The sequence below is a fragment of the Eubacterium maltosivorans genome, assembly GCF_002441855.2.
In the GTDB taxonomy this organism is placed as follows: domain Bacteria; phylum Bacillota; class Clostridia; order Eubacteriales; family Eubacteriaceae; genus Eubacterium; species Eubacterium maltosivorans.
Genome location: NZ_CP029487.1, coordinates 153,030 through 174,803 on the forward strand (window position 1 = coordinate 153,030; position 21,774 = coordinate 174,803).

18 protein-coding genes and 1 riboswitch are annotated in these 21,774 nt (G+C 52.5%); of the genes, 13 read left to right on the forward strand and 5 right to left on the reverse strand.

The window, feature by feature from the left end; all coding sequences use genetic code 11:
- Positions 1 to 73: 73 nt before the first annotated feature.
- On the reverse strand, positions 74 to 1,402 hold the full coding sequence (locus CPZ25_RS00870; RefSeq protein WP_096919379.1) for an ABC transporter substrate-binding protein: 1,329 nt from the start codon (positions 1,400 to 1,402) through the stop codon (positions 74 to 76).
- Between the two features lie 15 nt (positions 1,403 to 1,417).
- The gene (locus CPZ25_RS00875; RefSeq protein ID WP_096919380.1) at positions 1,418 to 3,523 is read right to left on the reverse strand and encodes a hybrid sensor histidine kinase/response regulator; all 2,106 of its coding nucleotides are present in this window, start codon (positions 3,521 to 3,523) and stop codon (positions 1,418 to 1,420) included.
- A 327-nt stretch (positions 3,524 to 3,850) separates the two neighbouring features.
- Here CPZ25_RS00875 and CPZ25_RS00880 point away from each other — a divergent pair, with 327 nt between their 5' ends.
- The 13 genes from CPZ25_RS00880 to CPZ25_RS00940 all read left to right on the forward strand — a co-directional run bounded on the left by CPZ25_RS00880 (position 3,851) and on the right by CPZ25_RS00940 (position 18,042).
- On the forward strand, positions 3,851 to 4,507 hold the full coding sequence (locus CPZ25_RS00880; RefSeq protein ID WP_058695053.1) for a class I SAM-dependent methyltransferase: 657 nt from the start codon (positions 3,851 to 3,853) through the stop codon (positions 4,505 to 4,507).
- A 51-nt stretch (positions 4,508 to 4,558) separates the two neighbouring features.
- Positions 4,559 to 4,733, forward strand: a riboswitch (cobalamin riboswitch).
- Positions 4,734 to 4,907: 174 nt separating this feature from the next.
- Positions 4,908 to 5,978 (forward strand): ABC transporter substrate-binding protein, encoded by a 1,071-nt coding sequence (locus CPZ25_RS00885; RefSeq protein WP_243129328.1) that lies wholly within the window; start codon positions 4,908 to 4,910, stop codon positions 5,976 to 5,978.
- Between the two features lie 2 nt (positions 5,979 to 5,980).
- Positions 5,981 to 7,036: a FecCD family ABC transporter permease gene (locus tag CPZ25_RS00890; RefSeq protein WP_074616164.1), complete on the forward strand. Its 1,056-nt coding sequence runs from the start codon at positions 5,981 to 5,983 to the stop codon at positions 7,034 to 7,036.
- The gene (locus tag CPZ25_RS00895; protein ID WP_096919382.1) at positions 7,036 to 7,809 is read left to right on the forward strand and encodes an ABC transporter ATP-binding protein; all 774 of its coding nucleotides are present in this window, start codon (positions 7,036 to 7,038) and stop codon (positions 7,807 to 7,809) included. The genes CPZ25_RS00890 and CPZ25_RS00895 overlap by 1 nt, the downstream gene beginning before the upstream one ends.
- Positions 7,810 to 8,072: 263 nt before the next feature.
- Positions 8,073 to 9,413: a glucose-6-phosphate isomerase gene (locus tag CPZ25_RS00900; RefSeq protein ID WP_096919383.1), complete on the forward strand. Its 1,341-nt coding sequence runs from the start codon at positions 8,073 to 8,075 to the stop codon at positions 9,411 to 9,413.
- A 121-nt stretch (positions 9,414 to 9,534) separates the two neighbouring features.
- The gene (locus tag CPZ25_RS00905; RefSeq protein WP_096919384.1) at positions 9,535 to 10,887 is read left to right on the forward strand and encodes a sodium-dependent transporter; all 1,353 of its coding nucleotides are present in this window, start codon (positions 9,535 to 9,537) and stop codon (positions 10,885 to 10,887) included.
- 152 nt (positions 10,888 to 11,039) lie between these two features.
- The gene (gene putP / locus CPZ25_RS00910) at positions 11,040 to 12,515 is read left to right on the forward strand and encodes a sodium/proline symporter PutP (protein WP_058695047.1); all 1,476 of its coding nucleotides are present in this window, start codon (positions 11,040 to 11,042) and stop codon (positions 12,513 to 12,515) included.
- 149 nt (positions 12,516 to 12,664) lie between these two features.
- The gene (locus CPZ25_RS00915) at positions 12,665 to 13,288 is read left to right on the forward strand and encodes a MarR family winged helix-turn-helix transcriptional regulator (RefSeq protein WP_096919385.1); all 624 of its coding nucleotides are present in this window, start codon (positions 12,665 to 12,667) and stop codon (positions 13,286 to 13,288) included.
- A gap of 392 nt (positions 13,289 to 13,680) precedes the next feature.
- Positions 13,681 to 14,043 (forward strand): VOC family protein, encoded by a 363-nt coding sequence (locus tag CPZ25_RS00920; protein ID WP_096919386.1) that lies wholly within the window; start codon positions 13,681 to 13,683, stop codon positions 14,041 to 14,043.
- Positions 14,044 to 14,244: 201 nt separating this feature from the next.
- Complete coding sequence (locus CPZ25_RS00925) at positions 14,245 to 15,009, forward strand: DeoR/GlpR family DNA-binding transcription regulator (protein ID WP_058695044.1); 765 nt, start codon at positions 14,245 to 14,247, stop codon at positions 15,007 to 15,009.
- A gap of 12 nt (positions 15,010 to 15,021) precedes the next feature.
- Positions 15,022 to 16,320, forward strand: a complete 1,299-nt coding sequence (locus CPZ25_RS00930) for a four-carbon acid sugar kinase family protein (RefSeq protein ID WP_096919387.1) — start codon at positions 15,022 to 15,024, stop codon at positions 16,318 to 16,320.
- Between the two features lie 4 nt (positions 16,321 to 16,324).
- Positions 16,325 to 17,344 carry a 4-hydroxythreonine-4-phosphate dehydrogenase PdxA gene (gene pdxA, locus CPZ25_RS00935; protein ID WP_096919388.1) on the forward strand — a complete coding sequence of 340 codons (1,020 nt, stop codon included), beginning with the start codon at positions 16,325 to 16,327 and terminating at the stop codon, positions 17,342 to 17,344.
- A gap of 35 nt (positions 17,345 to 17,379) precedes the next feature.
- A complete protein-coding gene (locus tag CPZ25_RS00940; RefSeq protein ID WP_096919389.1) occupies positions 17,380 to 18,042 on the forward strand; it encodes a cyclase family protein in 663 nt (220 codons plus the stop codon).
- Between the two features lie 54 nt (positions 18,043 to 18,096).
- Here CPZ25_RS00940 and CPZ25_RS00945 read toward each other — a convergent pair whose 3' ends face one another.
- The 3 genes from CPZ25_RS00945 to CPZ25_RS00955 all read right to left on the reverse strand — a co-directional run bounded on the left by CPZ25_RS00945 (position 18,097) and on the right by CPZ25_RS00955 (position 21,733).
- Entirely contained in the window at positions 18,097 to 19,320 is a 1,224-nt protein-coding gene (locus CPZ25_RS00945) for an FprA family A-type flavoprotein (RefSeq protein ID WP_074616157.1), read from the reverse strand.
- 3 nt (positions 19,321 to 19,323) lie between these two features.
- Positions 19,324 to 21,246 carry an acyl-CoA dehydrogenase family protein gene (locus CPZ25_RS00950; RefSeq protein ID WP_096919390.1) on the reverse strand — a complete coding sequence of 641 codons (1,923 nt, stop codon included), beginning with the start codon at positions 21,244 to 21,246 and terminating at the stop codon, positions 19,324 to 19,326.
- A gap of 82 nt (positions 21,247 to 21,328) precedes the next feature.
- On the reverse strand, positions 21,329 to 21,733 hold the full coding sequence (locus CPZ25_RS00955) for an RrF2 family transcriptional regulator (protein ID WP_074616155.1): 405 nt from the start codon (positions 21,731 to 21,733) through the stop codon (positions 21,329 to 21,331).
- Positions 21,734 to 21,774 lie beyond the last annotated feature (41 nt).

The following is a 21,774-nucleotide window of genomic DNA, read 5'->3' on the forward strand; positions in this document are numbered from 1 at the left end:
AAAAAACAGCAGGCCTTCTCTTAGTGGAAAGGGCCTGCTGTTGGCGGTTCGGGCCTGGCGGCCTCAGTGTGTTTTAGTCATGCAGCCTGCTGTCTGCCCAGCCTTTGTCAATCGCCGCGTTACAGTCTGCGTCGATGGCTTCGGCTGTTTCTTTCGGGGTCTTTGTTCCGGTAAGCAGACTGTGGATATGGGTGTAGAATACATCGCGCACACCACGCCAGTTCGGGTTGTTGGCAGTGAAATCCACCGTGTTAGCAGTATTGGCAGTATAAGCCTCCTGCATAAAAATGTGGTCGGCTGTCCGTTCTGTTGTGGCCCTGCTCGCGGGCAGGCCGATCTGGGCGTAGTCCATCAGCTCCTCATTGGCATAAAAATAGCTTACGAAGTCCTTGGCGGCTTTCAGCTTTGCTTCATCGCCATTGTCAAAAACCTGAAAGCCGGTGACAAACGATGTGTTATAACCCTTTCCGTCCATACTGGGGAAATTGACAAGGCCAGTTGCGCTCATATCGAGGCTGTCTGTTGTGGCGCTGTTCATCATGTGAATGGCCAGCTGATTGTTCAGGAAAAGATTCACACAGTCGTTGATCTCCAGGTTTTCACAGCTTGCGGGAAAGTATCCTTTGCTATAGGAATCCGCGATCCACTGGAGCGCAGCGATACCCTCCTCAGTGTTGAGATGGAAGCGGCCTTTTTCATCAAAAAATGAGCTGCCCTTGCTGCGCAGCAGGGTCATGATATGTGTGTCGCCCTGGTCGTTTTTGGCGTACATCATCATGGGATAAGACATCTCTGGCAGCTTAGCCGCCAGTGTGGACAGGATGGTCTCCCATTCCTCAGGGGTCCAGCTCTGGATTTGGTGGTCCTCGCCAATGTATTGGTCCAAGCCACACTGGCGGAACAGGTTTTTGTTAAAGCACATGGTGTTTTGCAGGCTGTAATAGGGCAGCATGTAGGTTTTTCCGTTTATCTGGCTCATTTCCCAGCTTGCCCTGTCAATGTCGCTTTTCATGTCATCTGTGATCAGGTCGTCCAAAGGGACTACCCGGCCCGTATGAATATAGCCCGCCATGTTAAAATAGCCTTCAAATAAAATGTCTGCGGCGTTTTCGGTGTCGAAGCAGTCTGTAATGTATTTATCCTCATCGAGGTAGTCGAATTTTACGACATTTACGGTAACATCAGCGCCTTTGTATTGGGCCGCGAATTCTTTGCCGGCCTGTATGAGCACGTCGTACATGTCCGTAAGGTCGGTGTTGGCGTTCGCCACGGTAAGCGGTGGAACCTTAATCGTCAGGACCGTCTGCTTTTTTTCGGGCTCTTTAGCAGTACAGCCAGACAGAACCCCCAGCAGGAGGCTCAGGATTAAGCCGCCTGCTAAAATTTGTTTCCATTTTTTCATTTTTGATTTTTCTCCTTATTTTGTAACGCCCAGCATCTGTATGAGCTTTTTGACGTCGATGGGCTTTGCGATAAAGTCGTTCATTCCGCTTTCAAATGCTTTGTCCTGGTCTTCCTTAAAGGAATTGGCGGTACAGGCGTAGATGATTATGGATTTTGCGTCGGGACGGTTGAGCCCGCGGATTATTTTTGTCGCCTCGTAGCCGTTTCGCACGGGCATCTGCACGTCCATCAGAATAACGTCGAATTCGTAGGGGGCAGAGGCTTCAAACCGCTCGACCACCTGGCCGCCATCGGCCGCGTGGGTGACAGTAAAGCCGGAAGCCTTCAGCATTTCCAACAGAATTTCGGCGTTCAGATCATTGTCCTCAGCCACCAGAATGTTGAGCGGCCCGCGCTCCGGCACTTCTGTCGGGACAGCTTCTGCGGCGGGCGCCGTATCGGAAACGCTGTCTGCGGTGTCGGCTTTTATGATAAAGGTGAAACAACTGCCCTTACCGACCTCGCTTTTGACAGACAATGTGCCGCCCATCTGCTTTGCCAGCAGGGAACTGATGGACATGCCAAGCCCCGTGCCCTCAGTCCCCTGGGAGACGGTATTGCGCTCCTGGCTGAACGCGTTGAATATTTTTTTCTGGAAAGCTTCGCTTATGCCGCATCCGGTATCCTCGACGGAAAAAATTGTTGTGACCTGGCCGGACTCAACGTTTGTCTGAAGCGCCCGCAGGGTTATCTGGCCACCTTCCGGTGTAAACTTGACTGCGTTGCCAAGAATGTTCATCAGGATTTGCTCAATCCGCGTCTCGTCCCCGATGATTTCAGGATATCTGATATCTGTTTCGATCTGAAAGCAGATCTTTTTGTCCTCCATACGGCTGCGCATAATGGTTGCGACTGTGGAGACCAGCTGTTGAAGGGAAAAAGGCTTTGCGTCAAGTGCCATCTTTCCGGCCTGCAGTTTTGACATATCCAGAACATCGTTGACAAGGGAGAGCAGGTATTTTGCGGTTGCGTCGGATTTATGGAGATACTCTGAAAGCGCCTTCGGGTTTTGGGTGTTCTGCTGCATTAACTGGTTCAGGCCGATGATGCCGTTGAGCGGCGTCCGTATCTCGTGGCTCATATTTGACAGGAAGTCCCCGCGGGATTTGGCTTCGGCCTTGGCAGTGGCGGAGATTAATAAGACCCGGATGATGATAAACATCATTGCGCACAAAACGGCCACGACAACCGCGAGCATAACACTGGTCATCGAAACAAACTGATGCGTCTGCTCGTTGAATGCTTCCTCGTCGACTGTCAGCACGATGCTCCAGTCTGTTCCGGGCATGGGGATAAACGAGGCCACCTGTTTGGTGTGATCCTTATATTTAAAATGCTTTAAAAAGGATCCACTTTGGTTAAGCTGGGTGACAATTTCCGCGATCTCTGTTTCGGACATACCGGTGTTTTTCTGGAGCTCCTCGAAATAGTTGTCAATTTTTCCAATGCCGGCGCTGGCGTCATAGTTTACAACATAGTTGCCCGTCTTATCGATAATACTGGTAACCCCACGGCCGTCGAAGCTGTCGATTTTCAGGCGGTCGGCAATCGTGTCGATTTTTGAGAAACCGACAATCCCGATAAATTTTATATCGTTTACTTGAAATGGGTTACACCGGACGCCGTAAACAAGGCTTTCTCTGAGGGTTTCCAAAAAGTTAGTGTCATCGTAGCGTATCACAAATTTTTCATCGCCGGAGAGCAGGGGTCGCACATAGCTTTTATCGCTGCTGTTCTGAACAATATTCGCGCTGGAATAGGTTCGCCCCTCGGAGTCCACCAGATAGATGTCATCAAAATTATTGGTCAGATGTTCGAGATTCAGGCGGCGGCACACATCCTGTATCGTCGTGTATTTATTGTTCTCTGTTCTGTAATAAACAGCGGATAATTCATCCCATGAGTTTTCCAGCTCATTTTGGATATTCTGCCGGTCATGTTCAGATAATTCGTCCATAAAAGCAATGACAGAGGATTCTGTTGCGCGGGAAAGCTGATTGATATATACTAAGACTGCGGACAGCATAACAATAAATGTTGCTGAGACAAGAAGTGTAATCCGAATTCTATTCCTTTTCATTATAGGTCTCACCCCCGATGATAAAATATTATGGTCACTGAAAATTCAGGGTATTCTTAAGCAGCGAATCAGATATGATACCGTTTGATTAAAATATCATCTGATTCACATCGGCATTTACAAAGTAAGTATAGCAAAATAAAAGAAAAATAGCAACTTTACAGAAAAATTCAGCATAATAAGTGACAACGGACAGGCCAGGAAAGGGGCGTCTCCCCGGGAACAAACCATGAGAGAAAATAGAACGGCCTGATATAAAAAGTCGGTATGGCGAAATAGATGTGTTCGCATTTTATAGATTAAGCCGATATATGCAAGGAGGAAAAAATGAAATCAAAGGCATGGAACTGGGAGAAAAACCAGTCGGATTACTGGCTCATCCCCTGTGTGGAGAGCCCCTATCTCGCGGAGCGGTGGCAGGCGAAGGGCTTCCTGCGCTTTCTGGACCTGGGCTGTGGCCTGGGGCGGCACGCGGTTTATATGGCGAAAAAGGGCTTTGAGGTCACCGCCGCCGACCTGTCTGCGTACGGCGTCGAGCACACCAGAAAATGGGCCGGGGAGGAGGGGATTCCCCTCACGGCCTGCGTGGCCGATATGCTGGACCTGCCTTTTGAGGACAACACCTTTGACTGCGCCATGGCCTACAATGTCATCTACCATACGGATATTCCGGGCTTTCAGGCCGCCCTGGCGGAAATCCGCCGGGTGTTAAAGCCTGGGGGCGAGCTGTTCCTCACGCTCATCTCCAAAAGCACCTACGGCTACCGGCAGGCAGACAGCCGCCGGCGCGTTGACGCCAACACCCTGCTCTCGGAAAAGAGCGATACGGAGACGGGCGTGCCCCACCTCTATGTGGACCTGGAAGACATCAAACATTTCTTTAAAGCCTGGCGCCTTGAGGACAGCCTGAAAGAATCCTGTGTCTATAACCCAGAGGAGCCGCAGTATTACAGCGCGCACTGGAGCCTTATCGTCCGAAAATAAATCGGTTCGATTGCATATTGACAAGTATAATAGAAGCAGGTATAATGATAAAAACTGAATAACCTTTGAGGTGCTTAGCAATAAGAGAATAGGGAAACCGGTGCGAATCCGGTGCGAACCCATCACTGTAAACAGGGACAAAGCCTGAAAGCCACTGGAGCGATCCGGGAAGGCAGGCCGCGGACGAGCTGTAAGCCAGGAGACCTGCCTTAAAGAAGAAATGCGTGCAGGGGGATTATGCAGCGGCGTGTTTGAACAAACGAAATCTCGGAAAATGGGACCGATGAGCAGAGTGCTTATCGGTTTTTTTATTTGTCTTAAAGTCAGGGAGCCTGTTTTATGGGAAGATGTTGATATCCGCGAGGATTTAACATAAATTTTATTTTTAATGGAGGGAAAAATGAGAAAGAAAATCATTGCGCTTGTGTGCGCGCTGCTTCTGCTGGTTCCGGTATTTGCCGGCTGCAGCCAGAGCGGGGATTCAGCAAAGGCGGAGAGCATTACCGTCGTGGACGATACGGGCCGTGAGGTAACCATTCCCCAGCCCCTTGAAAAGGTGGTGGTGGCTAACCGCTACAATTCGGAGCTGATCCGTGGGATCGGCGCCATCGACAAGGTGGTGGCTGTGGATAAGAACACCGCTCAGGACCGTGTGTACTGGAGCCAGTTCGACCCGGATAATGTCATCGGCAAGGGCCAGAGCGAGCTGAACTATGAAAAGATCGCCGAGCTGGGCGCTCAGGTGCTCATCACCCCGGACAACGGAACCTGGGAGGAAGACATCAAAAAACTGGAGCCCTTCGGCATTCAGGTGGTGGTGGTATCTGGCTATAACAACGCTGAGCTGCCCAAGGAAATCGAGATTTTAGGCAAGCTGTTCGGCAAGGAAAAGGAAGCCGAAAAGCTCACCAAATTTTACCAGGATAACATGGACATGGTGGCCGAAAAAATCAAGGATGTCAAAGGCACTAAAAAGGTGTACTGGGAATACGGCGACCCGAATACCACCTGTATACCAGGGACCAGCAATGACGGCTGGAACAGCATGCTTTTAAATGCCGGGGCTGTGAATATTTTTGGCGACCCCACCATTACCGGCAAGACCATTGACCCGGAAAAGATTCTGATGGAAGACCCGGACCTCATCATCAAAACCTCCTCTGGCCCGGCGCTCAAGAATACCGGCGTCTACACGCCGCCGACAGCGGAGGACTACAGCACCATCTCCAGCGAAATGCTGAGCCGTGCGGGCTGGTCCGATTTAAAGGCGGTCCAGAATGACAACTTCTATGTGACCACTGGCTTCTGCGCCGGCGGACTGGGCAAAATGATCGGGACGGTTTATACCGCGAAATGGTTATACCCTGAACAGATGAAGGATGTTGACCCTGACGCCATTTTTGACGAATGGATGGAAATTCAGGGGGTCGATCCGGTAGAAGGGCATGTTTTCCAGGTTAAGCACCAATAGCGATGGAAAAGCAGCAGTCATTAAAGGCCTATCATAAAAAAAGAGCGGCGCTGATGCTGGCAGCAGTGATCCTTTTGATCATTGCTGCTTTTTCCAGCTGCTTTGTCGGCGTCGCCAACGTGACTGTAGGGCGGGTATTCGCGACCCTGCTGCCCGGCGGCCATTTTATGGGTGCGGCGGCTCTGAACCAGACCGAGCTCACAGTGCTCATGCAGCTGCGCCTGCCGCGCATTACCATGGCGCTGGTTTCCGGTATCGGCCTGGGCATCAGCGGGCTGGTCATGCAGGCCATCACGGGCAATAAGATGGCGAGCCCCTTTACCACCGGGCTCTCGAATGCCGCGGCCTTTGGGGCTTCACTGGCCATTATTTTCGGGTTTATGCCCTTTGGCAGCAATCAGGTGGGCACTGTTGTGATGGCCTTTGTGTTCGCCTTTATCTGTGCCGCCATGGTGTACGGCATCGCCTCGGCCAAGGGCATGGGCAAGACCACGATCATCCTGATCGGCATTGCCCTCAACTATTTCTTTTCAGCCCTGAACGCCAGCATGCAGTATGTGGCCAACGAGCAGCAGCTGTCCGCCATTGTCCACTGGACCTTTGGCAGCCTTTCGGAGATCACCTGGGAGCAGATTATCGTGGTCTCGGTGATTCTGCTTTTGATTTTTCCGTTTATCGTCCGTTTTGCCTGGCATTACAACCTCTTGTCCACCGGGGACGAAAGCGCGGTGGCGCTGGGCGTGAATGTCATGCGGCTGCGGCTGTTTTCGGGCATTGCGGTCACGCTCATCTCATCGGCCATCGTCAGCTTTACAGGGGTGATCGGCTTTGTGGGGCTGGTGGCCCCGCATATCGCCAGGCTTCTGATCGGCGGCGACTACCGCGCGCTCATCCCGCTCACCGCCCTCTCCGGCGCTATTCTGCTCATCGCGGCGGATACCGTGGGCCGGGTGGTGGTTTCGCCGGTGATCATCCCAGTGGGCATTGTGGTCTCCTTTATCGGGGTACCGGTGTTTATCTACTTAATTGTAAAAGAACAGAAAGAGCGGTTGGTCTGATGAAAATCACAATCAAAAATTTAAGCTTTGGCTATCGAAAGACCCCTATTTTAAAAGGTGTTAACATCGAGGTGGCGCCGGGAAAGCTGTGCGTGCTGCTGGGGGCGAACGGAGCGGGCAAAAGCACACTGATCAAGTGCGTCAACGGGATATTAACGCCTGAAAAGGGCGAGATTTACCTGGATACTACCGATCTTCTCGGTCTGCCGCAAAAGGAAAAATCCAGGCGCATCGGCTATGTACCCCAGAGCACTGAGGTGGAGGACAGCGGCCTAAATGTTTTTGAGATGGTGCTGTCCGGGCGTGTGCCCCATATGAAGGGCAGGATGAAAGACGCCGATTATGAGATTGTCCGCTCGGTTCTTGAGAAGATGTCGCTCAGCGGCTACAGCACCAAGCTTTTAAACCAGCTGAGCGGCGGCGAACGGCAGCGGGTTTTTATCGCCCGCGCCCTGGCCCAGGAGCCGGTGGTCATGCTTCTGGACGAGCCCACCAGCAACCTGGACCTGCGCTACCAGCTGGAAACCATGGAGATTGTAAGAGGGCTCTGCCAGGATAAGGGCATGACGATTATGGCGGTGATCCACGACGTCAACACCGCGGTCACCTTTGCCGACCAGGTGGTGCTCATGAAGGATGGGAACATTCACGCCGCCGGGCGCCCCGACGAAATACTGAACACAGAAAGCCTGGAGCATATTTTCGACGTCCGCGTCGAATTCGCAGCCTATCAGGACAAACAGTATGTGATTCCCAGGCGGTGCACAGGTTAAAAAATTAAGGTAATACCAATATACCCGCCGGGCGGTCAATAAAAAACAGCCCGGCGGGTATATTTTTTAAAGAAAGGCTTTTAAATCCGGTGAAATTTATGCTATAATAGGCATGTAAAACGATTACTATCTTGTGCTAAAATAAATAATTGTAAATTCGGTGATTTTGCTTGATCTTTTCGCCGCTTATATTACAATTATAAGGTAACGGCACAAATAGTGAAAACCAATGTTAAATTAATTATTTATCAGGAGGATAAAATATGAGTATTCGATTCGATTATTCCTATGCAGGACTGTCTCAGGAAGAATTTGACAACAAGGCGGCACAGATCAGCCTGGCGGACAAAATGCTGAAGGAAAAAACAGGCGCCGGCAGCGATTTCCTGGGCTGGTATGATTACCCGGTGGCTTATGATAAGGAAGAGTACGCCCGGATCAAGGCGGCTGCGGAAAAAATCAAGGGCTCCTGCGACGCGTTTATCGTCATCGGTATCGGCGGCTCTTACCTTGGCTCTAAGGCGGTAATCACCGCGCTTACCAGCACCTTCTTCAATGAAGAAACCGACCGAAAAGCGCCTAAAATTTATTTTGCCGGCGAAAATATCAGCGGCAAATATATGAAAGACCTCATCGACCTGGTCAAGGATCAGGACATCTGCGTCAATGTGATCTCCAAATCCGGCACGACCACCGAGCCGGCCATCGCCTTCCGCTTTTTCAAGGAAATGCTGGAAAAGAAATACGGAAAGGACGGTGCCAAGGACCGTATTTTTGCCACTACCGACAAGGAGCGGGGCGCCCTGAAGTTCTTAGCTGATCAGGAAGGCTATGAAACCTTTGTGATCCCGGACGATGTGGGCGGCCGTTACTCGGTTTACAGCGCTGTGGGCCTTTTGCCCATCGCCGTCGCAGGGATTGATATCGACGCTTTCATGGACGGGGCCAAATCCGGCTATGAGGAATACGGCGTAGACTCTGTTGCCGACAACGTCTGCTACCAGTATACCCTTTACAGAAGCTGCCTTTACAACCGCGGCAAGGCCATCGAGATTCTGGTGGATTACGAGCCCTCTCTGCGCTACTTCTCCGAGTGGTGGAAACAGCTTTACGGCGAGAGCGACGGCAAGGACGGCAAGGGCCTGTTCCCGGCGTCGGTCCATTTCTCAACCGACCTGCACTCTGTGGGACAGATTATCCAGGACGGCCACAAGAATATTTTTGAAACCATTCTGGCAGTGGACGAGCTGGACGGCGATATGACGGTTAAGCATGAGGAGGCAGACCTGGACGGCCTGAACTACCTCGAAAACCGCACCATGCAGGATGTCAACGAAAAGGCGTTTTTAGGAACGCTGCTGGCGCATGTGGACGGCGATGTGCCAAACGGCGTCATCTACCTGTCCAGGCTGGACGCTTTCCACATTGGCAAGCTGGTTTACTTCTTTGAAAAGGCCTGCGGCCTCGGCGGCTACCTCCTGGGCGTTAATCCCTTTAACCAGCCAGGGGTCGAAGCCTATAAGAAAAACATGTTTGCCCTGCTCCACAAGCCAGGCTATGAAGAGCTGACCGAAGCACTGGAAAAACGCCTTCCCAACAAATAAAAGTACGAACAGAGATCGGCGCAAAATTGTGCCGATCTCTTTTTCATGTTCGTAAAACTGACCATTGGCAGAACGGAAGGATTATGGTAAGATAAATAAATTGGAAGTTAAAGGAGGAATTATGGAAAAAAACGAAAATCAGAGTCCTGAGAGCAGGCATACCCATCAGAACGGCGGTTTTACCAACAGCCTGGGGTTTGTGCTGGCCTGCGTCGGCTCCGCAGTGGGGCTCGGCAATATCTGGATGTTTCCCTACCGGGTAGGGCAATACGGGGGCGGCGCATTTTTAGTGCCTTATATTTTGTTTATTATTATTTTCGGCCTGGTGGGCCTCTCCGCAGAGTTCGCCATCGGCCGGCGCGCCAAAACCGGAACCCTGGGAGCCTATGAGTACTGCTTTAATAAAATCGGGAAAGGAAAGCTGGGGTATATTCTGGGCTGGATTCCGCTGCTGGGCTCTCTTGGGATTGCCATTGGTTACGCCATTATCGTGGGTTGGATCATCCGCGCTCTGGCCGGATCCGTCACTGGCGCGATCCTGAATACGGACGCGGCGGCTTATTTTGGTCAGGCAACAGGCAATTTCGGCAGTGTGCCCTGGCATGTGCTGGTCATTGTCATTGCGGCGGGCATTCTTATGTTCGGCGCTACAAAGGGGATCGAGAAGATCAACAAGGTTTTGATGCCGTCCTTTTTCATTCTCTTTGCCATTCTGGCCATCCGCGTGGCCTTTCTGCCCGGTGCGGTCGAGGGCTACAAATTTCTGTTTATGCCGGAGTGGAGCGACCTGCTGAAGGTGGACACCTGGGTCATGGCCATGGGCCAGGCGTTTTTCTCGCTGTCCATTACAGGCTCGGGCATGATCGTCTACGGTACCTACCTGAACAAATCCGAGGATATCCCCAAAGCCTCCATGCGCACGGCTATGTTCGATACTCTGGCGGCCATGCTGGCAGCCCTGGCCATTATGCCGGCTGTTTTTGCCTTTGGCATTGAGCCCAACGCGGGCCCGCCGCTGATCTTTATCACGCTGCCCAACATCTTTAAGCAGATGCCTTTCGGCCAGCTCTTTGCAGCGGTGTTCTTCCTGTCGGTGGCTTTTGCAGGCATTACCAGCCTCATCAATATGTTTGAAGCTGTGAGCGAATCGCTCCAGACCCGTTTTAAGCTGCCGCGCAAGGCCGCAGTTACCCTGTGCGCGGGGGTGGCGCTGCTCGTGGGTATTTTCCTTGAGGCAGAGCCGAATGTCGGCTCCTGGATGGATTTCATCACCATCATTGTCGTGCCTTTCGGCGCAGTGCTGGGCGCGGTGTCCATCTACTATATCTTGGGCTACAAGGACATTCAGAAAGAACTGGAGCTGGGGAGAGAAAAGCCCCTGGGCGCTTATTTCGGCCCCCTTGCCAAATATGTTTACGTGCCGCTGGCTGTGGTGGTATTTATCCTCGGTCTGGTCTACGGCGGTATTGGCTGATCCTTTTAAAAGCCGGAGAAAAGTGAGCTTCTCCGGCTTTTATTTTTGAGAAATTATGCATAAACGTGAAAGAATATGCAAAACTGCTTTACTTTAATCAAGTTTTCTAATAAAATAAGTACATTAATATTTTTTTAAGAAAGCGAGGAGTTATGAGTACGATATTAAATCCTGAATTTATTATTTTTGTGATCTATCTCATCATGCTGGTTGGCATAGGACTCTATTTCTACAAAAAGACCTCGAGTATTGAGGGGTTCCTTTTGGGAGACCGCGGTCTGGGCAGCTGGGTTACAGCCTTTTCTGCGCAGGCCAGCGACATGAGCGGCTGGCTGCTGATGGGATTGCCAGGCGCCATTTACCTGGGCGGTATGCCAGAGGTGTGGATCGGCATCGGCCTGTGTGTGGGAACCATTTTAAACTGGAAATTTGTGGCCGCGCGCCTGCGCACCTACACAGAAAAAACCGATTCCCTGACCCTGTCCACCTTTTTTGAAAGACGGTTTAAAGACCCAACCGGAGCGATTCGTGTGATTTCTGCACTGATCATTTTAATCTTTTTTACCATTTATTCATCCTCCGGTATGGTGGCCTCCGGCAAGCTGTTTCAGATGATGTTCGGCATTGACTACACCACCGCGGTGCTCATCGGCGCCCTGGTCATTGTGGCTTACACCTTCCTCGGCGGGTTTTTGGCCGTATGCTGGACCGACCTGATCCAGGGGATTCTGATGATTATCGCCATTGTAGTGGTGCCCATTCTGGCCATGAGCCACCTGGGCGGCATGCAGCCTACCCTGGACGCCATGGCGGCCCAGGGACTGAGCATGAACCTGCTGGGCGGGGGCATCTCGGTCATGGCCATTATCTCAGCGGCCTCCTGGGGCCTTGGCTATTTTGGGCAGCCCCATATCCTGGTCCGCTTTATGGGGATCAAGAGCATCAAGGAGCTGCCAAAATCCATGACCATTGCCATTATCTGGGTCATCATTGCCCTGACCGGCGCGATTTTTGTGGCGCTGTTGTCCATTCCGCTGTTTCCGGGCCTCACAGACGGCGCCCAGGAAACGGTGTTTATGCTCATGATCCGCAAGTTCTTCCCGCCGTGGATCGGGGGGATTTTCCTGGCGGCGATCATGGCGGCGATTATGTCCACCATCGATTCGCAGCTGCTGGTTTCCTCCTCAGCCCTCACCGAGGATCTGGCCCGCATTTTCTTTAAAAAGGAGCTGACGGAAAAACAGAGCGTGAATCTTGGCCGCTTGTCGGTTATCATCATCGCAGTCATTGCCCTGTTTATGGCGCTGGTGCCAAACTCCACGGTTATGGGGCTGGTCTCCTACGCCTGGGGCGGTTTTGGCGCGGCCTTTGGCCCGCTGGTGCTCTTTGGCCTGTACTCCAGAAAAACAAGCTGGAAAGCGGCCCTGTCGGGTATGATTGTCGGAACCCTCACCGTTATTATCTGGAAGCAGACCGGCCTCAGCAATACCCTGTACGAGATCGTGCCAGGATTTTTCTTAAATGTGATGACCATCCTCATCGTCAATGCTTTCTCTAAGCATGATGAAACAGCAGAAGCAGAATTCGACGAGGTGCTGGAGGAAATGAAAGCCATCAGGGCAGAATAAGATACGCATAGGACGGCTGTCAAGAGCAGCCGTCTTTTTTATGCCTTTAATTTATTTAAGGTACCTGTACAAAATCCTTGACACGTGTAACAGGTACCTGTATAATATAAAGCATAAGGTACCTGTTATAAATTAAAGGAGGTAACAAAATGGACGAAAAAGATATGAAATTATATGAGAAGCTGTCAAGACTCCAGTGGCTTATGCAGCGCAGCCACCTGAGAAATCATGTCAAAAACGGCCCGGTAGGCGATCCGACACGGGGACAGGGCAGAGTGCTGGCCATGCTTAAGATACAGCCTGAGATCAGCAGTAAGGATCTGGCCTATCTGCTGGGCATACGGCAGCAGTCCCTCAACGAGCTTTTAAACAAGCTGGAAAAGAAGGGCTACGTGACCCGCGTGCCCTCAGAGACAGACCGCAGGGTCATGCTTGTCCGCCTGACCGAGCAGGGAAAGCAGGCCCAGGATGAAAACAGCGGAGCAGACGACGCAGGACTTTTTGACTGCCTGTCGCCTGAGGAGCGGGACCAGTTTAACGCATACCTGGACCGGATGATCGCAGCCTTTGAGCAAAAGTGCGGAGACGGCATGGACGACGGCGCCAGAGAATGGATGCGCGGGGCCTGTGAACGCATGGGAAAGGACCAGTTTGAGCGGCTCATGAGCATGCGGATGGGCGGCCGCTCCTTTGGAAATCATTTTGGGCAGGGCGGTCCGGGCTTTGGGCCCTTTGGCGGCTTTGGCAGACCCGGTGATCCGGAGGACGAGTGATCCGGCAGCTCCGCGGGCGCAGCGGTGTTTTAAAGCCGAAAAGGAGGGATGTGTATGTTTTCAGCAATAGCCCTGTGTTTTTATGGCGTTTACCTGATCTGCGAAGCTTATAAAGCGGACAGCAGCCAGGTTCAGCAATAAGAATCCTGATGAAAAAGACGATATGCCAAAAGGACATGCTCCCAATAAAGCGGTATTGTCACAGCATACGGCGTAGCCAGTTTGGGCTATGCCGTTTTTCTGTTCAGCGCCTTGATTCCGGGACGATAGCGGGCGGTAACAGAATAGACGAAATCAGCGGCTTATGATAGAATGTGGGCAGGACAGTAACCTGTTCCGGGCCAGCTTGTTTTTGGTGATTGTATGAAAAATAACGATTAGGAGGTGAGAACATGATAACAGGATACTACTGCACAAATATTTTTTCTGAGCAGGCAAAAGAACTGATTGCGTTTTATACACAAATGCTGGAAATACCCTTTATTAAAACCGATGATGACAATTCAAACGGGGTTTATCTCGGTTTTATGGAAAATGCGCCCACTCTTTGTATATGGGACTGCAAAAAATGCGGCGTAGAGCCGACCGGGCGTCAATCCTTTGTATTTCAAACAGAAACCCTTGATTTAACAATAAAAAGCTTGAAGAAAAAAGGGCTTTCACTGTCTGATGCCGTCCGATATGATTGGGGAACCTATGAGGTTCGCTTAAGTGATATTGACGGAAACGAGATCGTGATCGCTGAGTTTGTGTGATAGACGGACGATCAGTGAAAAGCTGGTTGCCCGCCTTTTATTTTACGCTTAAATGTGTTCGTAAATGCTTAAATATGATTGATTATGTTCTTTTTTGTTGACAAAACCCTGTAAACACGATATTATAAACAAAAGAAAGCATAAATGTTCGTATTTAAACAGAATGACCGGTTCCAATGCGACCGGATAAAGAGGAAAATCATGTTTCCAATAGAGAGAAGAGAAAAAATAATCGAAAACCTTGAACAAAACGGCAGCATCACCGTTGAGGCGCTGGCCCAGAAGCTCGAAGTCACACCCACAACCATCCGAAGGGATCTGAAATACCTGGAGGATAACGACCGCATTACCCGCACCTTTGGCGGGGCGGTGGTAAAAGAGGGGCTGGTGGAGGAAATCGCTGTCGCCAAAAAGGCCAGCGCCTACCAGGCTGAGAAAAAGCGTATCGCCAGGGAAGCCGAAAAGCTGGTGGAGGACGGACAGACCATTGTGCTGGACGCCGGCACCACCAATATGGAGCTGGCCCTGCTGCTGGCCCGCGGCACGAAGCAGATCAGCGTGGTGACTGATGATATCCTCATTGCCGCCAGACTGCTGGAAGCGCCCCTTGTGGATGTCCACTGTACCGGCGGCCATGTCCAGAAGGATGTGGGTGTCTGTCTCGGCGGGCACGCCGAAGCCTTTTTTGAGGGTATTAACGCAGACATCGCCTTTCTGGGCGCCAGCGCTGTGGATGTGGAAAAGGGCGTGAGCTCGCCGTCCATGGAAAAGGCGGCGCTGAAGCAGCAGATTCTGGAATGTGCCAGAGAAAAGGTGCTGCTGTCCGACAGCTCAAAGTTTGGCCGGGTCAGCTTTGCCAAAATCTGCGGGATTGACCGCTTTGACCGGATCATAACCGACGCGGGGCTGGACCCCGAGACAGAAGCGCGGCTCTTAGAGACAGAGATCGAATGGATTAAAGCATAAGGGGGAGAGCAGATGACAAGGGCAGTAATCATCGCCGACGATTTGACTGGGGCCAATGTGACCGGGGCTTTGCTCAGGAAAAACGGCTACCGATTCGCGACCTTTCGGCACGGCGCGGCTGTCGGGCCCGGGGTATTATCAGACTATGACGCTGTGGCGGTCAGCACAGACAGCCGGGGCATCGAGCCGGAGGCAGCCTACAGCAAGGTAAAAAGCACAGCGCAGGCCTTTTTGCTGCCCGCGGGCTGCTTTTATCAAAAGCGGATCGACAGCACTTTGAGGGGCAACATCGGTGCCGAAACCGACGGGCTGCTGGACGCCCTCGGCGGCGAAGCTGTCGCCCTTGTCTGCGCGGCTTATCCGGATGTCAAGAAGTTGGTGGCCGGGGGCTACCTTTTAATTGAGGGAAACCTGCTGGAGCGCACCGGGGTCGGCAAGGACCCCAAGTGTCCGGTAACCCTGTCATCGGTCCGGGCGATTCTGGAACAACAAACCCGCTACCCGGTCGGCACTGTTGGTATGGATGTCGTGTCCAGGGGAGCAGGAGCTATCCAGGGAGAAGCGGAAGCGCTTATCCGGCAGGGCACGCGGATCATCAGCTTTGATGCGGTGGCGGGAGAGGACATCACTGCCATTGCCCAGGCGGGCACATCCCTTGGCCGTCCCTTTATCACGGTGGACCCCGGGCCGCTGACATTGGCCTGCCTGAACGCGGGAAAAAAACAGCGCACCCGCAAACGCGTGCTCATGGTCATCGGCAGCGTGGTGCCCATTGTCAGGCAGCAGGCCGAAGCCTTTGAGGCCTTTTTCAAAACCGGGCTGGTGCAGGCCGATGTGCTGGCCCTGCTGGATGAAAACCGCAGCGCCGCCGAAAAACAGCGGATCTTCAGCGCTCTGGACGCGTGCGCGCAGCACAGCGATTTTGTGGGCGTAATGACCGCCAAAAGAAAAGAAGACGTGCTGGACTTAAGGGAAACTGCCGAGCGCTTCGGCTGTAATGTCGAGACCCTGTCCGAACGCATCGGGGCAGCCATCGCCGAGCTGGCCGCCACGTATCTCGAGGCCCACAGCCGCGAGATACAGGCCCTTTATACCAGCGGCGGGGACATTACCCTGGGCGTGTGCGAAGCCCTGGAAAGCGTGGGTATCTGCGTGCTGGATGAGATCGAGCCCTTTACCATGTACGGAGAGCTGATCGGCGGCCCTTACAGCGGCCTGCCCATTGTGACAAAAGGCGGACTGGCCGGAAGGGTGGATACCCTGCGAAACGCCATGTCCTATTTACAGATAAAACTAGCCGAAAAGGAGTAAGAGTATGAAACCAATCATTGCAATACCTATGGGAGACGTGGCGGGCATCGGACCGGAGATTACCGTCCGTGCTCTGGCCGATAAGATGATACAGGAGATTGCCCGCTGCGTGGTCGTGGGCGATAAGGACGTGCTGGAGGACGCCATCCGCGTAAGCGGTGTGGACTTAAGGATTAACTGTATCGAGGAGCCAGAGGACGGCGACTATACGCCTGGTGTCCTAAATCTCATCGACCTTGACAACATCGATATGAACACCCTTAAAATCGGAGAAATCCAGGCCATGACCGGACAGGCGGCCTATGAGTATATCAAAAAAGCCACAGAGCTGTGCCTTGAGCATAAGGCGGACGTGCTGTCCACCACAGCCATCAACAAGGAGTCCCTGAAGCTGGCAGGGGTGCCCTATATCGGACACACCGAGATCGTGGGCGCGCTGACAGGGACAAAGAACCCGCTGACCATGTTCCAGGTCCGGAACCTGCGGGTGTTTTTCCTCACGCGCCACGTCTCGCTGAGAAAGGCCTGTGATTTGGTGACAAAGGACAGCCTGCTCACCTTTATTGACGACTGCGTAAAGGCGCTGCAGGTGCTGGGCGTCGAGAGCCCGAAAATCGCCGTGGCGGGCTTAAATCCCCACAGCGGTGAGCACGGCCTGTTCGGAACCGAGGAGGTAGACCATGTGATCCCCGCGGTTCGGGAGGCAAAGGCCAGGGGCATTGACATCGAGGGCCCCATCGGCGCCGATTCCGTCTTTTACCAGGCTTTAAACGGCCGCTACGACGCGGTGCTCTCCCTGTATCACGATCAGGGGCACATCGCCACAAAGATGGTGGATTTTGAGCGCACCATCTCCATCACCAACGGGATGCCGATCCTCAGAACCTCGGTGGACCACGGCACAGCCCTGGACATCGCGGGCAAGGGCATTGCCAGCCCGGTCAGCATGATTGAGGCCATCCGCCTGGCCGTCGAGTACGCGCCCAATTTTAAGCGCGAATCCCAGAGTTTGCAGGCAGTGTAAGCATTGCAAAAATATATTTAAATACGGGGGTATTTATGATGCAGAAGTTTGAAAAAGTGTTTGACATGTCACAGCCGGTATTTCACAATTGTCCGGGATGGCCCACCTATGAGCTCACAGAGGTGACCTATGAGGCCATTAACCCCAAGGACGGCTTTACGGCGGAAGTCTTTAAGATGAACGCCCACACCGCCACCCATCTGGACGCGCCCTTCCATTTTTTCCCGGAAGGCAAAAAGATTGATGAAATGCCCATTGAAGGCTTCCAGGGCGAAGCACTGATCATTGACCTTCGGGGCATTGCGCCGGATACAGGCATTACCAGCGAGCACCTGAAACCCTACGCGGACAAAATCAAGGAGGGGGACATTGTCCTCATGAACACAGGCTGGTGCAAGAAGAGAGCCATGACAAGGGAATACTATTACCAATGGCCTTACCTCACTGGCGAAGGCGCGGAATGGCTGCATGAAAAAGGTGTGAAGGGTGTTGGCATCGACGGTCTGAGCATTGGCGGATGGGGACCGGATAAGGGGCCGCAGCCCCATGTGGTTCTGCTCTCAAAGGAAGTATGGCTCTTGGAAGAAATCGACTTCCCGGATGAAGTGATGGATTACGAACGGGTTTACTTCTGCTGCTTCCCGCTCAAGCTTCAGGGCTTTGGCGGCGCACCGGCAAGAGCCATTGCCATGGTGTAAAACCGGAGATACAAAAAGATCGGCGCAAAATTGCGCCGATCTTTTTATAATGTCTTATGCTTCGGGTGTTTCCATGGATTCCAGAATCGCGTCCACAAGTCTGTCAAGCTCTTTGGTTTTTTCGGGGTGGAGGGCAGAGGCCATGGACAGGCGGTCATTGATGACAGTCATATCTTTTAATTCATTTTCGACAAATTCCTGCATCAGATCGCCGGAGCAGGGAGCCCAGGAGCCGTTTTCCACAATGGCCACGGTGCGGTTCTGCACGTTCAGGGCCTTCATATCCATGAGGAAGTTATGCATGGCCGGGTAGATGCCGAGGTTGTAGGTCGTAGAGGCCAGAACCAGGTGGCTGTACTTAAAGCTTTCGGAAATGAGCTGGGACACATGCGTGGAGGACACATCATACATGACCACATTGGTCATGCCCCTTTCACAGAGACGCACAGCCAGGGACTGGGCGGCGCTTTCCGTATTGCCGTACATCGACGCGTAGGCGATCATCACACCCTTTTCCTCCGGCACATAGCGGCTCCACAGATCGTATTTTTCGATAAAATACATCAGGTCTTCGCGCCAGACTGGCCCGTGGAGCGGACAGATGAATTTAATCTTGTCCAGAATGCCGGCGGCCTTGCCCAGCAGCAGCTGCACATGGGGGCCATATTTTCCGACGATATTGGTCAGGTAGCGGCGGGCATCGTCAAGCCAGTCGCGGTCAAAATTCACTTCGTCAGCAAAAAGCTTGCCGTCCAGAGCGCCAAAGGTGCCAAAGGCGTCGGCGGAGAAAAGGGCGCCGTTTGTCACGTCAAAGGTAACCATGGCCTCGGGCCAGTGCACCATGGGCGCGAAAACAAAGGTGACGGTGTGCTTGCCGAAAGAGAAAGTATCGCCCTCCTCTACGACAATGCAGTCATGGTCGTCGACATGAAAGCCGAACTGGCGCATAAACAAAAATGCTTTTTCATTGCTGATAATCTTAATTCCCGGGTAGCGGATCAGGATTTCCTCAATGCTGGCCGCGTGGTCAGGCTCAAGATGGTTGATGACAAGGTAATCCAGGGATTCGCCGTCTAAAACAAACTCAAGGTTTTCCAAGAGCTGGCGGCAGGCCGACCAGTCCACTGTGTCAAAGAGTACATTTTTTTCATCGCGCAGAACATAAGCGTTGTAGCTGACGCCGCGCGGAATGGGATAAACATTTTCAAACAGGGCCAGGCGGTGGTCATTGGCCCCAACCCAGATCAGATCCTCGGTTACATTTCTAACTGCATACATTGATTAAGCCTCCTTTTTGGCGATAATAAATTCAGATTTTTCTGCGCCGCACAGCGGGCAGACCCAGTCTTCCGGAACATTTTCAAACAGTGTTCCAGGAGCGATGTCGTTTTCCGGATCGCCCAGATCGGGATTATATTCGTAGCCGCAGCCGCCGCAGATGTAGGTTGGGCCTACGGGCGTTGGTTTTGGAGCCTTTGGCCGTTTAATCTTGACCATTTCAGGGGCTGGTTTTTTCTCGCCGGTGCCCAGGGCTTTGGCCAAAACAGGCAGCACCTCGTTCACATCGCCCACAATGCCGTAGTCACAGTTTTTAAAGATTGGCGCATTGCCGTTACTGTTGATGGCCACAATGGTGGAAGCGTCCTTGATCCCTTTGAGATGCTGGATGGCGCCGGAGATACCGCAGGCGATATACAGGTTGCCTGCAAACTTCTGTCCTGACATTCCCACATAGCGGTTGAGGGGCACGTATTTTAAAGTCTCCGCTACCGGGCGGGAGGAGCCGATGGCAGCCCCCGCAGCCTTTGCCAGATCCTCGATGAGCTTCATGTTTTCCTTGTCGCCAATGCCAACGCCGGCCGAAACCACGCGCTCAGCGTCGACAATAGGGGTGTCCATGGGAATCCCCACAGAGAAATCATAGCCGTCCTTTTCAAGGGCTACGACGAGGGCGTCGACCTTTGCCTGGATATCGCCGTCCTTCAGAATAATGTGCTTGCGAACGCCGGTGATGGGCGCGGGTTTTTTAGGCGCGCTGCCGGAGCCGCCGGCCTTTTTTGGGGGCTTTCCCAGAATGTGGGAGGCGATGACCACACGCTGAATTTCGTTGGTACCCTCATAGATGGTTGTGATCTTAGCGTCGCGGTACATCCGCTCAACCTCCATGCCCTTCAGGTAGCCGGTGCCGCCGAAAATCTGCAGGGCGTCGTTGGTGACTTCCAGAGCAATATCGGAGGCATACTGTTTAGCCATGGCGGATTCCATGCCGTAGGGCTCGTGGTGTTCCTTAAGCTCGGCAGCCTGGTAGACGAGCAGGCGGGCTGTCTGCAGCTTGGTGGCCATGTCCGCGATTTTAAAGGAGATGGCCTGCTGGAAGCCGATGGGCTTGCCAAACTGGACACGCTCTTTGGCGTAGGCCACTGCTTCCTCAAAAGCGCCCTGGGCGATTCCCAGCGCCTGGGAGGCAATACCGATCCGGCCGCCGTCCAGGGTTGCCATGGCAATTTTAAAGCCCTGGCCCTCCTCGCCTAAAAGGTTTTCCTTGGGAACCTTCACATCATTGAAAACCAGCTCGGCAGTGGAGGAGGAGCGGATCCCCAGCTTGTCGTAGTGATCCCCAAAGCTAAAGCCTTCCCAGCCCTTCTCTACAATAAAGGCGGAGATGCCGCGGGTCCCGATATCGGGTGTAGTGACCGCGAAAACAACGTAGGTGTCGGCTTTTGGCGCGTTGGTGATGAAAATTTTATTGCCGTTTAGCAGGTAGTGGTCGCCCTTGTCGATGGCGGTGGTTTCAGTTCCGCCGGCATCGGAGCCCGCGTTTGGTTCTGTCAGGCCAAAGGCGCCGATTTTTTCACCCTTACACAGAGGAATTAAATATTTCTGTTTCTGCGCTTCGTTTCCAAAAGCGGCGATGGGCCAGGTTCCCAGCGAGGTATGGGCCGACAGGATAACGCCGGTTCCGCCATCGACGCGGGAGAGCTCTTCAACCGCGATGGCATAGCTCAAAACATCAAGACCCTGTCCACCGTATTCCTTTTCAAACGGGATACCCATGACGCCCATTTCGCCAAGCTGCCTGATGGCTTCGTCCGGAAACATATTTTCCTTGTCCATCATGAAAGCATGGGGCTTCACTTCTTTTTCAGCAAACTCACGAATTTTCTTGCGCAGGGCTTCATGCTGCTCGGTCGTTTTAAATAACATTATAGATCCTCCTTGAAATATAAATGAATCAATACCTTATATTGGATAATTTTTATCCAATATTGCCGAAAAAACCATGCGGTCACCCGCATTTTAAAATTTCTTCTAAGCTGCTGGCCTTCAATCGGTCGTTGAGCTCTTCCTGGATAACCATGAGGTGATTATGAAAACAACAGCTGCCATGTTTTTCACACCATTCGCAGCGATACCCCGATTCCATACAGGGGGACAGAGAACAGCTTCCATCGATGGCGCACATCAGATCATACAGGGAGATGGCGCGGGTGGGCCTGTTAAGGCTGCATCCGCCTTCGCTGCCGCGGGCAATGCTCACCAGATCAGCGCGTTCCAGTTTCTTGATGATCTTGTAGGCAAAGGCTTTCGGAATCTGCTCCTCGTCAGAAAGCTGGCTCACAGAACGGCGTTCACCGTCGGCCAGGGAACGGACAAGCCTCAATGCATAATCGGTTTCTCTCGTAATCAGCACTAATGTAATCCTTTCAAATTTATAAACTCATTATAGCAATG

What these genes read in the sequence shown, in the direction of transcription:
- CPZ25_RS00880 (WP_058695053.1), top strand. Translation starts at nt 3,851, where the DNA reads ATGAAATCAAAGGCATGGAACTGGGAGAAAAACCAGTCGGATTACTGG.
- CPZ25_RS00890 (WP_074616164.1), top strand. Translation starts at nt 5,981, where the DNA reads ATGGAAAAGCAGCAGTCATTAAAGGCCTATCATAAAAAAAGAGCGGCG.
- CPZ25_RS00925 (WP_058695044.1), top strand. Translation starts at nt 14,245, where the DNA reads ATGTTTCCAATAGAGAGAAGAGAAAAAATAATCGAAAACCTTGAACAA.
- CPZ25_RS00930 (WP_096919387.1), top strand. Translation starts at nt 15,022, where the DNA reads ATGACAAGGGCAGTAATCATCGCCGACGATTTGACTGGGGCCAATGTG.
- putP (WP_058695047.1), top strand. Translation starts at nt 11,040, where the DNA reads ATGAGTACGATATTAAATCCTGAATTTATTATTTTTGTGATCTATCTC.
- CPZ25_RS00915 (WP_096919385.1), top strand. Translation starts at nt 12,665, where the DNA reads ATGGACGAAAAAGATATGAAATTATATGAGAAGCTGTCAAGACTCCAG.
- CPZ25_RS00895 (WP_096919382.1), top strand. Translation starts at nt 7,036, where the DNA reads ATGAAAATCACAATCAAAAATTTAAGCTTTGGCTATCGAAAGACCCCT.
- CPZ25_RS00900 (WP_096919383.1), top strand. Translation starts at nt 8,073, where the DNA reads ATGAGTATTCGATTCGATTATTCCTATGCAGGACTGTCTCAGGAAGAA.
- CPZ25_RS00875 (WP_096919380.1), bottom strand. Translation starts at nt 3,523, where the DNA reads ATGAAAAGGAATAGAATTCGGATTACACTTCTTGTCTCAGCAACATTT.
- CPZ25_RS00920 (WP_096919386.1), top strand. Translation starts at nt 13,681, where the DNA reads ATGATAACAGGATACTACTGCACAAATATTTTTTCTGAGCAGGCAAAA.
- CPZ25_RS00870 (WP_096919379.1), bottom strand. Translation starts at nt 1,402, where the DNA reads ATGAAAAAATGGAAACAAATTTTAGCAGGCGGCTTAATCCTGAGCCTC.
- CPZ25_RS00905 (WP_096919384.1), top strand. Translation starts at nt 9,535, where the DNA reads ATGGAAAAAAACGAAAATCAGAGTCCTGAGAGCAGGCATACCCATCAG.
- pdxA (WP_096919388.1), top strand. Translation starts at nt 16,325, where the DNA reads ATGAAACCAATCATTGCAATACCTATGGGAGACGTGGCGGGCATCGGA.
- CPZ25_RS00945 (WP_074616157.1), bottom strand. Translation starts at nt 19,320, where the DNA reads ATGTATGCAGTTAGAAATGTAACCGAGGATCTGATCTGGGTTGGGGCC.
- CPZ25_RS00885 (WP_243129328.1), top strand. Translation starts at nt 4,908, where the DNA reads ATGAGAAAGAAAATCATTGCGCTTGTGTGCGCGCTGCTTCTGCTGGTT.
- CPZ25_RS00940 (WP_096919389.1), top strand. Translation starts at nt 17,380, where the DNA reads ATGATGCAGAAGTTTGAAAAAGTGTTTGACATGTCACAGCCGGTATTT.
- CPZ25_RS00950 (WP_096919390.1), bottom strand. Translation starts at nt 21,246, where the DNA reads ATGTTATTTAAAACGACCGAGCAGCATGAAGCCCTGCGCAAGAAAATT.